We start from the raw sequence: 14,289 nt of genomic DNA, 5'->3' as shown, positions 1-14,289 counted from the left end.
CACATGAGGCTTGTGCAGCTATTGGATCAGGTGATGTCAGCTGACACCGGCGCATCCAGGCCCATGGCGTGCAGGCGGGCGTAGTAGCCGTTCTGCGCCAGCAGCTCGCTGTGGGTGCCACGCTCGACGATCCGGCCGTCGTCCATCACCAGGATCAGGTCGGCCTTCTCGATGGTGGACAAACGGTGCGCGATCACCAGGGTGGTGCGGCCTTGCATGACCTTGTCCAGCGCCGCCTGAATGTGCCGCTCGGACTCGGTGTCGAGGGCCGAGGTGGCCTCGTCGAGAATCAGCAACGGCGCGTTCTTCAGCAAGGCACGGGCAATCGCCAGGCGCTGGCGTTGGCCACCGGACAGCAATACGCCGTTTTCGCCAACCTGGGTGTCGAAGCCCTTGGGCAGTTGGTCGATGAAGTCCTTGGCATTGGCATCCGCCGCTGCCGCTTCAACGTCCGCCCTTGGCGCGCCGGCCAGGTCGCCGTAGGCGATGTTGTTGGTCACCGTGTCGCTGAACAGCGTCACGTGCTGGGTCACCTGGGCGATGTGTTTGCGCAGGTTGAGCAGCTTGTAGTCCTCGATCTCGACGCCGTCCAGCAGGATTTCACCGCTGGCATGGTGGTAGAAACGCGGGATCAGGCTGGCCAGGGTCGATTTACCGCTGCCCGAGCGCCCGACCAGCGCGATCATCTGCCCAGGCTCGGCGGTAAAGCTGATGTCCTTGAGCACATGGCGTTCGGTGCCGGGGTAGGTGAAGTTCAGGTTGCGCACATCAAGACGACCGCTGACCTTGTCACGCTCGACGGTGCCGTTGTCGATTTCAACGTCTTCGTCCAGCTGTTCGAAGATGCTTTCAGCACCCGCCACACCCTTTTGGATGGTCGAGCTGACTTCCGAGAGCTGGCGAATCGGCTTGGGCAGCAGGCCGGCCAGGGTGATGTAGGCCACCATGTCACCGGCCGAAGCATCGCCGCGCAGATAAAGGACCAGGAACATCAGCACCGCCATGGCGGTGTAGATCACCAGTTGCAGCGCCGGCGTGTAGATCGCCCCGGTGCGGGTCATGCGCAGTTGCTTGTCGGTGTTGCTCTGGCTGGCCTTGAGGAAGCGTTTTTCCTCATAGACCTCACCCCCGAAGCTGCGCACCACGCGGTAGCCCTGGATGGTTTCCGAGGCGACGTGCGTGACGTCGCCCATGGCCACCTGGATCTTCTTGCTCTGCTTGCGGAATTTCTTGCTGGCCGTGCTCACCATCACCGCGATCAACGGCAGGATGGCGATCATCACCAGCGTCAGACGCCAGTTCATGTACAGCAGCGAGGCGAACAGGAAGATCACCGTCATGCCTTCACGGATCACCACCTTGATCGCATCGGTCGCCGCCCCCGTGACCATGGTCACGTTGAAGGTGATGCGTGAAATCAGGTGCCCGGAGTTGTGATTGTCAAAGTAGCGGTTGGGCAGCGTCAGCAAGTTGTTGAACAACTGCACGCGCAGGTCATGGACCAGGCCCAGGGAAACCTTGGCCAGCAGGTAGTTGCCCAGGAACGAACCGAGGCCTTGCCAGGCGGCAATCAGGATGATCAGCAGCGGCACGGCTTGCAGCAATTGCAGGTCGCGCAGGAATGGCACGCTGGGGAACAGCACGGCTTCAGGGTTGGAAAGGCCGTCGACGAAGTACTTGAGGATGTACCCCAGCATTGGCTGGGTCGACGCGAAAATCAGAAATCCGACGATACTCAATGCGAACAAGCCGGCATAAGGCTTAACGTAACTGAGCAGGCGGAAGTATATTTTCAAGCTCGAAGGGCTTGCGCTCGGACTGGAGTCGGTCATATCACGCGGCGTTTTGAAAAAGGAGGCTGACTTTAGCACAGCTTCTCTGTTGTACTTGCACCCTGCATGACCCGTAGCCCGGTTGGATCCAACCGGCGACATTATATAGCCACTACTTTAAGATGGTCGGCTTTCTCAATCTGGAATGGCTTTTACTGTATGCACTCCAAGCGCCTGATCTATGGCTCAAATCGCGTTTTCGACTTCCTGGTCCTGTGGATTTTGCCCATTGGCTTGTTGTTGCTGCTGAGCTCGCTGTTCTTCGTCACCAATCGCAATGTGCTGCACAAGTTCTACTACGGCCTGTTCAGTGCTCCCACCCTGTTGCTGCTGTGCCTGCGCCCCAGGGAAATCAAGGAGCTGCTGCGCGAGCCTCTGGCGATCGCGTTCCTGGTGTTTTCCGCCTGGGCGCTGACCAGCCTGCTGTGGAGCCCGGAGCATCACGCCGACACCGACCTGTTCAAGCGCCCACTGCACACCTTCATGCTGTTTGCCGGCTGCGGGCTATTGCTGCATTACCGCAATGAGCTGTTCAAGCCGGTCTTCTTCAGCGCCGCCGTGATTGCGCTGGTGGTGTGCGTGTGCAACCTCGTGGCGTTCTCCAAGGGTTTTGAACCCGGCACGGGCATGCGCATGATCGGTGGCCGTGGCGCCCTCGACAACCCGCTACTGAGCTCCCACGTTTTCGGCTTTTTCTGCGTCTACTGGCTGTACATCTGCATGACCACCCAGCGCCTGCAGGTGCTGTGGTTCAGCATTCCAGCCCTGGCAATCATGACCTTGACGGTGCTGGCCACCGGTTCTCGCACGCCACTGGTCGCGCTGACCCTGACCATTCTCTGGATGACCTTCGTCAGCCGCAACCGCCGCTCGGCCCTGCTGATCGCCGGCATGGTCCTGGGCGCCGCGGGGCTCCTGCTGTTCTACCCGGAGCTGATCACCAACCGCGGCAGCTCGTTCCGCTTCGAGCTCTGGGGCATGTCACTGCAACGCATCGCCGAACACCCATGGATCGGCCACAGCTACGATTCCGAGCTGTACCTGACCCTGGCCGACGGCTACGAACTGCGCGAACCGCACAGCTTTGCCCTGGGCGTGCTGTATTACGTCGGCATCATCGGCTTTATCCCATGGATCTTCATGATCGGCTGGGGACTCTACAAAGGCCTGAAAGAACGCGCCCAGCCACTGTTCATCCTGGCGTCCTCCCTGCTCACCTACGGTATCGGCGCCGGGCTGACCGAGGGCGGTGGCATCCTGTCGCGGCCCAAGGAGCATTGGTTCCTGCTGTGGATCCCGCTGGCCATCATCGCCGGCCTGAGCATCGCCCAGCGCCGCCGCAGCGTGCTGCGCATGCCGGTGCAAACGCTCAAGCCCGAGGCTTTCGACCGACTGTGCAGCGATGCCCAAGTGATTGAAGCCGACGGCCTGGGGCCCAAGGTGCTGCGTCTGGCCGACGGCCGCTTCCTGAAGATCTTCCGTCCGCGCCGCTGGTACACCTCGGGCAGTTTCAACCCCTACTCCGAACGGTTTGCCAGCAACGCCGAGCAATTGCGCACCCTGGGCATCCCCACACCGCAGATCCTGGGCCTCTATGGTCTGCGCGACGCCAGCAGCGCCGTCAGCTACACGCCACTGCCCGGACTGACCCTGCGCCAGGCCCTGCAAAGCCTGGACAGCAGCCTGCGCGAGTCGCTGATCGAACGCTTCGGCCAGTTCATGGCCCAGCTGCATGAGCGCGGCGTGTACTTCCGCTCACTGCACTTGGGTAATGTGCTGCTGATGGATGACGGGGAGTTCGGCCTGATCGATATCGCCGACCTGCGCATCTTCCCGTCGCCGCTGCGCAATGCTTTGCGCCAGCGCAACCTGCGCCATATGCAACGCTACCCGCAGGACCGCGCCTGGTTGTTCGAGACACACTTCGAACAGCTCGCCAAAGGTTATGCGTCCGTTGCCAGCCAAGGCGCCACAGCCAAGATCCGTGAGCAAGTGCTGGCATTGGCCAGTCCCGCCGCCTGATAAAAAAGGCGACTATCACTGCTGATAGTCGCCTTTTTCATTCCCCTCGCTACCTCACTTCTTGAGGGGCGCCAGATATAACCGCACCAACCCGCGCAAGGTCTTGCGCCCCCAGAACTTCAGCGGGATCTGCTTGAGGATCTCCCGCGCCAGTGGCCGATCACGATCGGCCGTCTTGAGGAACATCGAGTTCAGGAAGTTGTAGCGCACCGCGTCATAGGCCGGGTGATCGCTGAACTTGGCGTAGGTCTTGAGAATGTTCTGGATCATGTAGCGGTGGTTCTTGTAGGTGTTGGCCGCATGCTGCCGATAGCGCGCCATCACCACGCCGAGGGCGTCGATGGTGTAGCCCGCGGCGGTGATTTTCAATTGGATCAGCAGGTCTTCAAGGGGAATTTGCGGATCGAACCCACCGACTTCCTCCAGCACTTCCCGGCGAATCAGCATGGTCGGCGCCGGCGGAAAAGGCTTGCGGTCCATGAACATGTCGTCGAAATCCAGGCTGCGGAACGGCACGTCGCGGCGCTGTTTTTTCTCCGGGTGCAGGTTACCGTCGCCATCGATCAGCTCGATGTTACCCGCACACATCCCCACCGTTGGCTTGCCTTCCATGTAGGCCACCTGGGTGGCGATGCGGTCCGGCAACATGATGTCATCCGACCCGAACGGGGCGATCAGGCTGCCCTTGGCGCGGGCGATGGCACCATTGAGCGTGGCGGTGAGGCCCTGGTTCTGCTGCACCTGGAAATCAAAACCGTGCTCGGCCTGCAGCCGCTGGATGCGCTCGACACTGTCATCCTTGGAGCCGTCGTCCACCACCAGCAGCTCGATATTCGGGTACGTCTGGCCAAGCACACTGAGGATGCTCTCTTCGATATACCGGCCGTGGTTGTAGGACGCGATAATCACCGAGACCAGGGGTTGCTGCGCTGTCATGCTCTACCTACTTCTTTCAAACCGGTTTCAATGAGGTTCAGGTACTTTTGCTGGAATTCGGCCAGGGCGTGGTTTTCTTCCAGGTAACGGAACACCTGTTCACCCTTGGCACGCAATTGTTCGTCACTCATGGCCAGGTAAGTGTCCAGGGCCACTGTCAGTTGCTCGACATTGCCGGGCTCGTGGGACAACCCGCCCGCCCCTTCCACCAGCGGCAGCATGGCCGGCCCGTTGGAAGCAATCACCGGCAAGCGCCCGCTCATGCCTTCCAGCAGCGCCAGGCCCAGGCCTTCAAGCAAGGAAGGCATGGTCCAGATATCGAAGGCGCGCACATACTTGAGACCGTCTTCGCGAAAGCCCAGCAGGTGCGCGCGGCCGGTGAGGCCCAGGCGCTCGATGTCCGCACGCAAGTCTGCTTCGGCACGGCCGGAACCGATGATGCCGACCTGGGCATTGGGGTATTTGTCCTTGAGACGGGCAAACGCCTGCAGCAGGTGCGTATGGCCCTTGATCGGCACCAGGCGCCCCAGCGCGCCGATGATCCGTGCGTCGAGCGGCAGCCCGAGTGCCTGGCGCGCTTGCTCACGCGGCAGCTGCAAGGCTTCGGCCTGGGGAATATCGATGGCGTTGGTGACGAAGGTGGTGTTCTCGCGGGTGAAGCCGCAGTTGAGGCCGACCAGGTAATCCCTGACCGCCGCCGACACCCCGACAAACCGCCAGGCCGGGCTGACCAACCGGCGGGTCTGACGCCGGCGATAGGCGCGCTCGTACTCGCCAAAACCATGGGAGATCCCGATGCACAATGGGATCTTCAACCAGCGGTTGAGGGACAGCATCATGTTCACTGATTTGAAGCGGTTACAGATGACCACGTCAAACTTCTGCTCGCGGCAATACTTGTAGATCTCCCACATGGCGCCCAGGCGAATGCCCTTGAGCGCCTTCTCGGGAAACTCGAAATACTTGGAGTGGTCCGCCACGCTCAACGGTTGGCCCGGCTGCGGTCGCCCGCTGAGAAAGGCCGACGTCACCTCAAAGCGCTCCGTCGGCAGCGCCTTGACGATCTGCTCGCCGAGGTCGGCGAAATCATTGAGCTTGACGTTGTAGTCCGGCTGCAACTGCAAAACCTTGAAACGAGGCTTCATATCACTCCATGAGGCAATCGGGCTGCTACACGCGGGCAGCCCGACGAAAAAAGTCAATTTCAGTCCTGCTTCAGCACCCAAAGCAGCTCGTGACGGCGCACGGCCTTGCGGAAAAATTCGTTCTCGCCGTAAGGCGATGGACCACGACCCGCCAGTAATTGCTGCAACAGGCGACGTACCCGACGCTTGAACGGCGCACGGGGCTGCAGGTCATGCATCATGCCCAACGCCATGGCCTTGTCTTGCTGCTGGCTCAGGCTCAGCACCCGGCAATAAGGCTCAAGCACCTGGGCGGCATCGAACTGCGGCGGCAAAGCGATGCCGGCGCCTGAATCACCCATGGGCCAGCGGTCATTATCATGCAGATGGTTGGCATAGCCGAGCAAGGTACCCGGTTGCCACTCAAGCCCCTGCAACGCTTGCACCACCGCAGTGTGTGCACAAATATGGTCCGGGTGAGGGTCGAGCACCGGCGTCGGCAACACAATCACCTCGGGGCGCGCCTTGAGCAGCACCGCGCGCAGGTCGGCAATCAAGTTGTCCCAGGTCGGCGCGCCGTCCACATCGCCCGGCAATGCCAAGGCATTGAACTGGCGGAACAGCCGCGTATCGTCCAACTGCGCTTCGCGCGAGACCTGGGGCTGATCGGGGGCGTCGCGCATAGCCGGCAGCTGCAGGCAAAAATACCCCAACTGCACGCAGTGCGCCTCGGGCACGCCGGCCCAACGCGGCACGGCAATGCTGTCCCAGGCACGCAGGCGCCCTTTGATCCGCGCCGCTACAGCCGGGGGCATGCCCATCTGCTGATAGTGTTCGGCCTCGATTTCACCGGCGGTCAGGGTCACGATCCAGCTTTCATCGGCCTGGCCATACAGGCCGAAGGCGGCCAGTTCGGCATCGTCGGCATGGGGCGCGATCACCATCACCCGCTGGCGGGCAGCGTCCGGCTGACGAAAGACCCACAAGACAGGCTGGCCGATCACGCGGCAAAAACGACCGCGCAGGCGCAGTTCACCGCCGGCCAATGCCGCCGCCGAACCGGTGAGGTTGAGGTAACGCTTGCCGGCCACGCCGCGCTCGAACGCCTGGCGATCGTCCAGAAACTCAACCGCAGGATCAAAGAAACGGCCCCATAGGTTGCTTTTGAGCTGTACTTCGACGATCAGCGTTTCATCGCCAGCCAGCTCGAGCGGCGTATCGGCGAGCAACTTGCCGCCTTCCAGACGCAAGCCGACCTGCTGGCCACTCGACGCAAAACGGTAGTGGTAGTCATCCTTGGGCGAATAAAACAGATGGTCGGCAAACCAGGCTTCATGGGCCACCCACAGCACAATCGCGAGGATCAACGGCAGCCACCAGGCCACCAGCACACCGGCCGCAATCAACACCAGCAGGCCGATCAGCAGCGCAATGCGTTTATTGCGGCGGTGGCGCTTGAGCAGTTGCTGTTTACGGCTCATACGCTGAACACCGGCACTGGGTTGCACCAGCGCTCCTTGTACTCGCGGTCGGCACGCCCGAAGGAAAAGCGCAGCGGTTTCTCCACCGCCCGCGCCTGTTCCCAGGCGCTTTGCGTATTGAGAAAACTCAGTACGCTGCCGGGGCTGAATGCACGGGTTTCAGGGTCGACACCGCCGTTGACGTATTCAATGCTGACCCACTCAGGCGACTCGACGCGATACACCAGCTGCACGGCAATCGGCGCATCGTTGAGAAACAGCACCGAGCCCATCAGGAAATCCTTGAGCAACGCCAGCACCTCAGCCAGGCGCTCGGCGCCGGTGGCGGGGAAACCCCAGCGGCGCTGGAACAGATCGCAGTAGATGGCCGCCAGTTCCGTGCTGGAAAACTCATTCACCGCCCGCACCACGCCACCCGCCTCTTCCAGCAGACGCAATTCGCGGCGCTGGTTGTAGCGAAATTTCTTCGACAGGTCTTCGGGGGTGCGCGCCATGGCCAACTGCTCGGCCTGCGGCTTGAGGGTGCTGATGCGGCCCTCGTTCAGCGCTGACAAGTAACGCCCACGATGGCGCACCGGCAACTGCGCATCGGCGGCGATCGGCAGGATGATCTCGGCATTGCCGAGGTCAAACAGGCCTTTCTTGCCGCTGCGCTTGAGCACGTCCTTGGACAGGGCCAGGTCGCGTCCCCAGGTGGCAATTGCCCCCTTGAGTTCGCCGTCCTGTTCCCAGCCCAGGTAACGCACCGGAATCTGCGCCAGGTCCGCCAACCGCTCGACAACCTGCGGATGGGTCGCCACGCTGCCGCCAAACCGCTGCCAGGCCTGGGCGTAAACCTCGGCCTCGACAGGCGCCCAGCCACGCTCACGCCAAGCCTGGAAGCGGTTCAGCATTTAGACCACAGCGTCATAAGGGTCCACGCCGTCCTTGACGACCAGGATGTCTTCCATGATCAGGTACTGCAAGTCAGAGCCGAAGAACATGTTCAGCGCGTCGGTCGGCGAGCAGATCATCGCTTCGCCACGACGGTTGAGCGAGGTGTTCAGCGACACGCCGTTACCGGTCAGTACTTCCAGCTCTTTCATCATGTCGTAGTAGCGCGGGTTGTACTCGCGCTTGAGCACCTGGGCGCGGGAGGTACCATCTTCGTGGACCACTTCCGGCACGCGGGTTTTCCACTCTTCCGACACTTCAAAGGTGAAGGTCATGAACGGCGCCGGGTGATCGACCTTGATCATCTGCGGGGCCACGGTGTCGAGCATCGACGGGCAGAAAGGCCTCCAGCGCTCGCGGAACTTGATTTGGTGGTTGATGCGGTCAGCCACGCCGGTAGCGCTAGGGCAACCGATGATCGAACGACCGCCCAAGGCACGCGGGCCAAACTCCATGCGCCCCTGGAACCAGGCCACCGGGTTGCCGTCGACCATGATCTTGGCGATGCGCTTAGGCATGTTTTCGATCTTGCGCCAGTTCGGCTTGCTCTCGTGCTTGGCGCACGCGGCAATCACGTCTTCGTTGCTGTAGGACGGGCCGAGGTAGACGTGTTCCATCTTCTCGACCGGCACACCACGGGCGTGGGACACATAGGCCGCCGCACCTACCGCGGTGCCGGCATCGCCGGACGCCGGCTGCACGAACAGCTCTTTCACGTCGTCACGGGCGATGATCTTCTGGTTCAGCTTGACGTTCAGTGCACAACCGCCGGCGAAGGCCAGCTTGCCGGTGTCCTTGAGGATGTCGCCCAGGTAGTGGTCGATCATCTGCAGGGCCAGCTTCTCGAACAGCGCCTGCATGCTGGCCGCGTAGTGGATGTACGGTTCGTCGGCGATATCGCCTTCGCGCTTCGGACCCAGCCACTCGATCAGTTTGGGCGAGAAGTAGAAACCCTTGCCCTTCTCTTTATAACGGCGCAGGCCGATGACGTTGGCGTAGTCGGTGTTGATCACCAGTTCGCCGTTTTCAAAGGAGGCCAGGCGCGAGAAGTCGTATTTGCTGGCGTCGCCGTACGGCGCCATGCCCATGACCTTGAACTCACCGTCGAGCATCTCGAAACCGAGGAACTCGGTGATCGCGCCGTACAGGCCGCCGAGGGAGTCCGGATCGTAGAATTCCTTGATCTTGTGGATCTTGCCGTTTTCGCCGTAGCCGAAGAACGTGGTGGCGTACTCACCTTTACCGTCGATACCGAGGATCGCGGTTTTTTCCTGGAAGCCGGAACAGTGGTAGGCGCTGGAAGCGTGGGCCAGGTGGTGTTCAACCGGCTCGATCTTGATTTTCTTCGGATCGAAGCCCAGTTGCTCCAGGCACCAGACGATCTTGTTGCGATAGCGCTTGTAGCGACGGTTGCCCATCAGGATCGCGTCGAGGGCGCGGTCCGGGGCGTACCAGTAACGTTTGGCGTAGTGCCAGCGCGCCTCGCCGAACAGGCTGATCGGGGCGAACGGGATCGCCACCACGTCAACGTCGGAAGGCTTGATGCCGGCCTGCTCCAGGCAGAACTTCGCCGACTCGTAGGGCATGCGGTTCTTTGCATGTTTGTCGCGCACGAAGCGCTCTTCTTCGGCGGCCGCGATCAGCTTGCCGTCGATATACAAGGCTGCGGAAGGATCATGGCTAAGGGCGCCGGACAGGCCAAGAATCGTCAATGCCACAGGGGTCTAGCCTCTTTTAGTCTGCATGCAGGCGGGTTGCGCCTGAAAAAAGTGTGCTTCCCGCCTGGGCAGGAAACAGCTAAAGGGCGGGATTATAGCGTAAAAGAGGTGGGAAACTGTTAGCGGCAAGCGTCAAGAGGGACTAGCGGAAGATCTCGATGCTGCCGTCCTTGTTTTGACGGTAGATCGTGTAGGGCAGCACCAGCGTGTCCAGCACGCCGGAGGCCACGAATTCGATGGCGATGATAGGGACGGCACCGAGGTCTATCAGGCTTACATCGTTGAGGCTTTTTTCAGGCTTGGGTTCGCCATTGAGCGTACAGAACCCGTACATCACCCCGCTGTAGATGCGCGGCACGTTTTCGCAGTGACTGCGCGAATCCTTAAGGTTCTGACTGGCCACGGCGTCGGGACGGAAAACGGTGTTGATGGTTCCGCAACCGGCAAGTACCAGGCAGGCAACCAGCCACAGGACGTTCGATGCACGCCTCACGAACCACTCCTTTTGACCCATCGGCCATTATCGACGAAGCGGCTCACGCTAACATCGACGGGCCTGGAGCCCCAGTGTCGAAGCACCGATTCGCACCGTAGGCTGATTCCTAAATGATAAAAATCGCCTGACTCACTAAACTCGCGACCTTTTGCGCGTTTACACACTAAGCGCCACGGATTCCGGCTGACTCATGAACAACCTCACCCGTCTTACCCTGTTGTTGCCCAGCCTGCTCGCCTTGTGCGACACCGCCCAGGCAGACGACACAGCCCTGATCCTCGACCCCAGCGTCGTCACCGGCTCGCGCAGCGCCAGCCCGACCTTCGATCTGCCCTACTCGGTGGACGGCATCAGCCACGAGCAGATCAGCGACGGCCAATTGGGCATCAACGCCTCCGAAGCCCTGTCCCGCGTGCCCGGCCTGGTGGTGCAGAACCGTCAGAACTATGCCCAGGACCTGCAGATTTCTTCCCGTGGCTTCGGCGCCCGCTCGGCCTTCGGCGTGCGCGGACTCAAGCTGATCGCCGACGGTATTCCCGCCAGCACCCCGGATGGCCAGGGCCAGGCAGCCACGTTCAACCTCGACACCGCCGAACGTATCGAAGTGCTGCGCGGCCCGGCAGCCACCTTGTATGGCAGCAATGCCGGCGGCGTGATCCAGATGTTTTCCCGCGACGGCGAAGGCTCGCCCCGTATCGGCGCCGAGACCCTGGTAGGCAGCGACGGTCTGAACAAAAACCACCTGACCGCCGAAGGCGCCGCCAACGGCGCAGGTTTCGTGCTGGACGCCTCGCGGATGGACACCAACGGCTATCGCGACCACAGCAGCGCGCGGCGAGACCAGACCTTTGCCAAGCTCAACTTCCGCCCGGATGACGACAGCAAGCTGGCGCTGATCTACAGCAGCCTGGAGCAGAACGGCACGCAGGACCCGCTGGGGCAGACGTGGGCGGCGTACAAGGCTGATCCGCGCTCGGTGAGTGCCAACGCGCTGACGTACAACACGCGTAAAAGCATCGATCACCAGCAATTGGGCATGAATTACGCCCGCTATTTCGGGGATGCGACGTTGCAGGTGAATGGGTATACGGGGCGGCGGAGTGTGATTCAGTATTTGTCGATTCCCAAGGGCACACCCGCCAACGAGCGCGGCGGCGGCGTGGTGCAATTCGACCGCAAGTTCTATGGCGGCAGCGTGCGCTGGATGCAGCCTGTCGAGCGCGCGCCCGGCGAGCTGATGATCATCACCGGCCTGGACTTCGACCAGAGCGAAGACAGCCGCCATGGCTATCAGAATTACAGCGGCAACACCCTTGGCGTAAAAGGTCAGCTGCGTCGCGATGAAATCGACACGGCGCGTAGTCTTGACCCTTACATCCAGGCCAACTGGGCCCTCGACCGCTGGACCCTGCAAGCCGGCGTTCGGCATAGCACCATGGCGCTGGACGTTGACGACCAATTCCTCAGCAACGGCGATTCAAGCGGCAACAAGACCTATCAAAAAAACACGCCGTCGATGAGCGTGATGTATGCGTTCACGCCGCAGCTGCATGGTTATGTCAGTGCCGGCAAAGGCTTCGAAACGCCGACCCAGGCCGAATTGGCCTACGCACCGGGCAGCGTCGAGGGCTTCAACTTCGGTCTGAAGCCATCGGAAAGCACCCAGTATGAAGTGGGATTGAAAGCCCAGCTCAACAACACGCGAATCAACGCTGCCGTATTCCAGATCACCACCGAAGATGAACTGGTGGTCAACCAATCACTGGGCGGCCGCACCAGCTACCAAAACGCCGGCCGCACCCTGCGTCGCGGCTTCGAACTGGGCGTCGAAAGCCAACTCAGCGAACAGTGGTCCGCCAACCTCGCCTACACCCGCTTGCAAGCCACCTACGACAGTGACTTCGTCAGCGGCGGCAGCACCGCCGTCGACAAGGGCAACTACCTGCCCGGCGTGCCGCAAACCACGCTGTTCGCCGAGCTGAACTGGAAACCCCGCGACTGGGTCAGCACTGCCATCGAAGGCCTGTACCGCAGCAAGGTCTACGTCGAGGACACCAATAGCCAGCACGCCGCACCGGCCTACAGCGTATTCAACTGGCGCGCCCGTTTCGAACAGAAGGTCGAACACTGGACCTTCCACCAGACCCTGCGCCTGGATAACCTGCTCGACCGTCAGTACGTCGGCTCAGTGATCGTCGGCGATGGCAACAACCGCTACTACGAAGCGGCGCCAGGGCGTTCCTGGTATGCAGGCGCCGGTGCGGAGTACTCATTCTGATCAGTGCGCCCGCACAAAAAAGCCTGCGGGCGGTCGAAAGCCCCTGATCACCTGTCCTCTCTGCAAGGAACGCTCATGAAACACATCGCGGTTATCGTCGCCCTGGGCCTGCTCAGCGGTTGTGGCGTGCAAGGCATGAAGCCCGGCGGCACGGCCGAGGCCCCGTATAAAGACATGCTCAAGAAGCCGCTGCTGGCCGACTCGGTCATGCGTGACGGCGACGACCTCAGTTACCAGGTTCACGTCACGCTGACCGACAATGTCGCCGTGCCGGATATCGCACAGCTTCAGGCGTCCTGTGCCACCCCGAGCGGGAGCCTGTTGTATATGGAGGCCCCCGGCACCCCAGGTGCCGATGGCCAGCCCACGCGCATCACTGTCATGCGCAACCTGGCGCCGGAAGTGATCGGCGAACTGCAACAGAACGCCAGCTTTACCGACGCGTGCGCCCGCACGCCGCGCCCGGACTGGCGCCTCGTCAGCACGACAGACACCCAACGCCAATTGTTGATCGACCGTGCCAGCCTCAAGACCGTGGGCGAGAAAATCGAGTTCTGGGGCGCCTACGATGAGCCGCTCATTCTGATCAATACACTCAAAAAAATGCCGTATGCCCAGACCCGCCTGCACTGGGAGGTCAGTTGCAGCCGCCAGACCTATCGGACCCTGGCCGCCTTCAGCCTCACGCCGAAAAACACCGTGACCTTCGGCAACGTGGTAGCCGTTCCCATCGACCAGCCCTTCAGCACCGCCGAGGCGGACACCCGGACCCTGCTCAAGGCCGCGTGCTCGCCAACAGCAGCGCAGCTGCCGGTAGCCGTTACGCGCACCAAGCTCATGCAAACCCTGACACCCGCGCCTGTCCCGGCAACGGTGACGGAGGCGATCTCCGCACTGGGCATGCCCGCCCCAGCCAAGCCTCTGCACCACCTTGTGGAGAAGCGCGAATTGGGCTCCTCCAGCTTGCGCACTGAGGTGTTCATTGAGCCCGGGGCGGGGAACAACCTGCTTAAACTCCGCCGTGCCACCCCATCCTCAAGTGCCAAGATCACGACATTCAGAGGCTTGTTCAGCCTGACCTTCCAAAGCGAATTTGAACTGCGCGGGATGAACGTCTCGGCCGCCAGCACGGTTGAGCAACTCAGTTTCAGCGGCGACTGGAAGCACATGCCGATCGGGACAACGCTGGGGTTCAAGCTCAAAGAGCTCAATCGCAACACGGCTGAAGAGGACCGCGTGCTGTCCCGCGACGCGACGTGTGTGGTAGCACGCGAAGTGCCGGCCAGCGACATCAACTCGGCGCTGAGTGGCACTGCCAAGGCGCTCAATTGCACCACGACGGGTGATAACTACCAGGCGACCAGCACAGTCATGTACCTGCAGGACTACGGGTATTTCTTCACCCAGCAGGACGTCGTCAAGGGCAAATACACAACCCGCACGACGCTGGTCAACGCACAATAGCGCCG

10 protein-coding genes are annotated in these 14,289 nt (G+C 61.5%); 3 read left to right on the top strand and 7 right to left on the bottom strand.

Annotated elements, in window-relative coordinates; all coding sequences use genetic code 11:
- Nucleotides 1-26: 26 nt before the first annotated feature.
- Entirely contained in the window at nucleotides 27-1,832 is a 1,806-nt protein-coding gene (msbA, locus tag QCBJ_RS14950; RefSeq protein WP_012721879.1) for a lipid A export permease/ATP-binding protein MsbA, read from the bottom strand.
- A gap of 159 nt (nucleotides 1,833-1,991) precedes the next feature.
- Here msbA and QCBJ_RS14945 point away from each other — a divergent pair, with 159 nt between their 5' ends.
- Complete coding sequence (locus QCBJ_RS14945) at nucleotides 1,992-3,854, top strand: bifunctional O-antigen ligase/aminoglycoside phosphotransferase family protein (RefSeq protein ID WP_102061129.1); 1,863 nt, start codon at nucleotides 1,992-1,994, stop codon at nucleotides 3,852-3,854.
- A gap of 54 nt (nucleotides 3,855-3,908) precedes the next feature.
- Here the strand turns inward: QCBJ_RS14945 and QCBJ_RS14940 are convergent, their stop codons facing one another.
- From QCBJ_RS14940 to QCBJ_RS14915, 6 genes are all read right to left on the bottom strand, one after another.
- A complete protein-coding gene (locus tag QCBJ_RS14940; RefSeq protein WP_102061128.1) occupies nucleotides 3,909-4,790 on the bottom strand; it encodes a glycosyltransferase in 882 nt (293 codons plus the stop codon).
- Nucleotides 4,787-5,935 (bottom strand): glycosyltransferase, encoded by a 1,149-nt coding sequence (locus QCBJ_RS14935; protein ID WP_093542843.1) that lies wholly within the window; start codon nucleotides 5,933-5,935, stop codon nucleotides 4,787-4,789. Before QCBJ_RS14935 ends, QCBJ_RS14940 begins: the two co-directional genes overlap by 4 nt.
- A 59-nt stretch (nucleotides 5,936-5,994) precedes the next feature.
- On the bottom strand, nucleotides 5,995-7,395 hold the full coding sequence (locus QCBJ_RS14930) for a PIG-L deacetylase family protein (RefSeq protein ID WP_102061127.1): 1,401 nt from the start codon (nucleotides 7,393-7,395) through the stop codon (nucleotides 5,995-5,997).
- Nucleotides 7,392-8,288 (bottom strand): antimicrobial resistance protein Mig-14, encoded by an 897-nt coding sequence (locus QCBJ_RS14925; protein ID WP_102061126.1) that lies wholly within the window; start codon nucleotides 8,286-8,288, stop codon nucleotides 7,392-7,394. Before QCBJ_RS14925 ends, QCBJ_RS14930 begins: the two co-directional genes overlap by 4 nt.
- Nucleotides 8,289-10,046, bottom strand: coding sequence for a carbamoyltransferase (locus QCBJ_RS14920; RefSeq protein WP_003187998.1), 1,758 nt, complete (start codon nucleotides 10,044-10,046; stop codon nucleotides 8,289-8,291).
- 142 nt (nucleotides 10,047-10,188) lie between these two features.
- Entirely contained in the window at nucleotides 10,189-10,560 is a 372-nt protein-coding gene (locus tag QCBJ_RS14915; RefSeq protein ID WP_102061125.1) for a YceK/YidQ family lipoprotein, read from the bottom strand.
- A gap of 172 nt (nucleotides 10,561-10,732) precedes the next feature.
- Between QCBJ_RS14915 and QCBJ_RS14910 the strand changes: the two genes are divergently transcribed.
- Nucleotides 10,733-12,820 carry a TonB-dependent receptor gene (locus QCBJ_RS14910; RefSeq protein ID WP_102061124.1) on the top strand — a complete coding sequence of 696 codons (2,088 nt, stop codon included), beginning with the start codon at nucleotides 10,733-10,735 and terminating at the stop codon, nucleotides 12,818-12,820.
- A 75-nt stretch (nucleotides 12,821-12,895) separates the two neighbouring features.
- Complete coding sequence (locus QCBJ_RS14905) at nucleotides 12,896-14,284, top strand: hypothetical protein (protein ID WP_102061123.1); 1,389 nt, start codon at nucleotides 12,896-12,898, stop codon at nucleotides 14,282-14,284.
- The last annotated feature ends 5 nt before the right edge of the window (nucleotides 14,285-14,289 follow it).

The organism is Pseudomonas sp. QC2, from assembly GCF_002859085.1.
GTDB classification, from domain to species: Bacteria; Pseudomonadota; Gammaproteobacteria; order Pseudomonadales; family Pseudomonadaceae; genus Aquipseudomonas; species Aquipseudomonas petroselini.
This window is presented reverse-complemented; position numbering and strand designations above follow the sequence as displayed.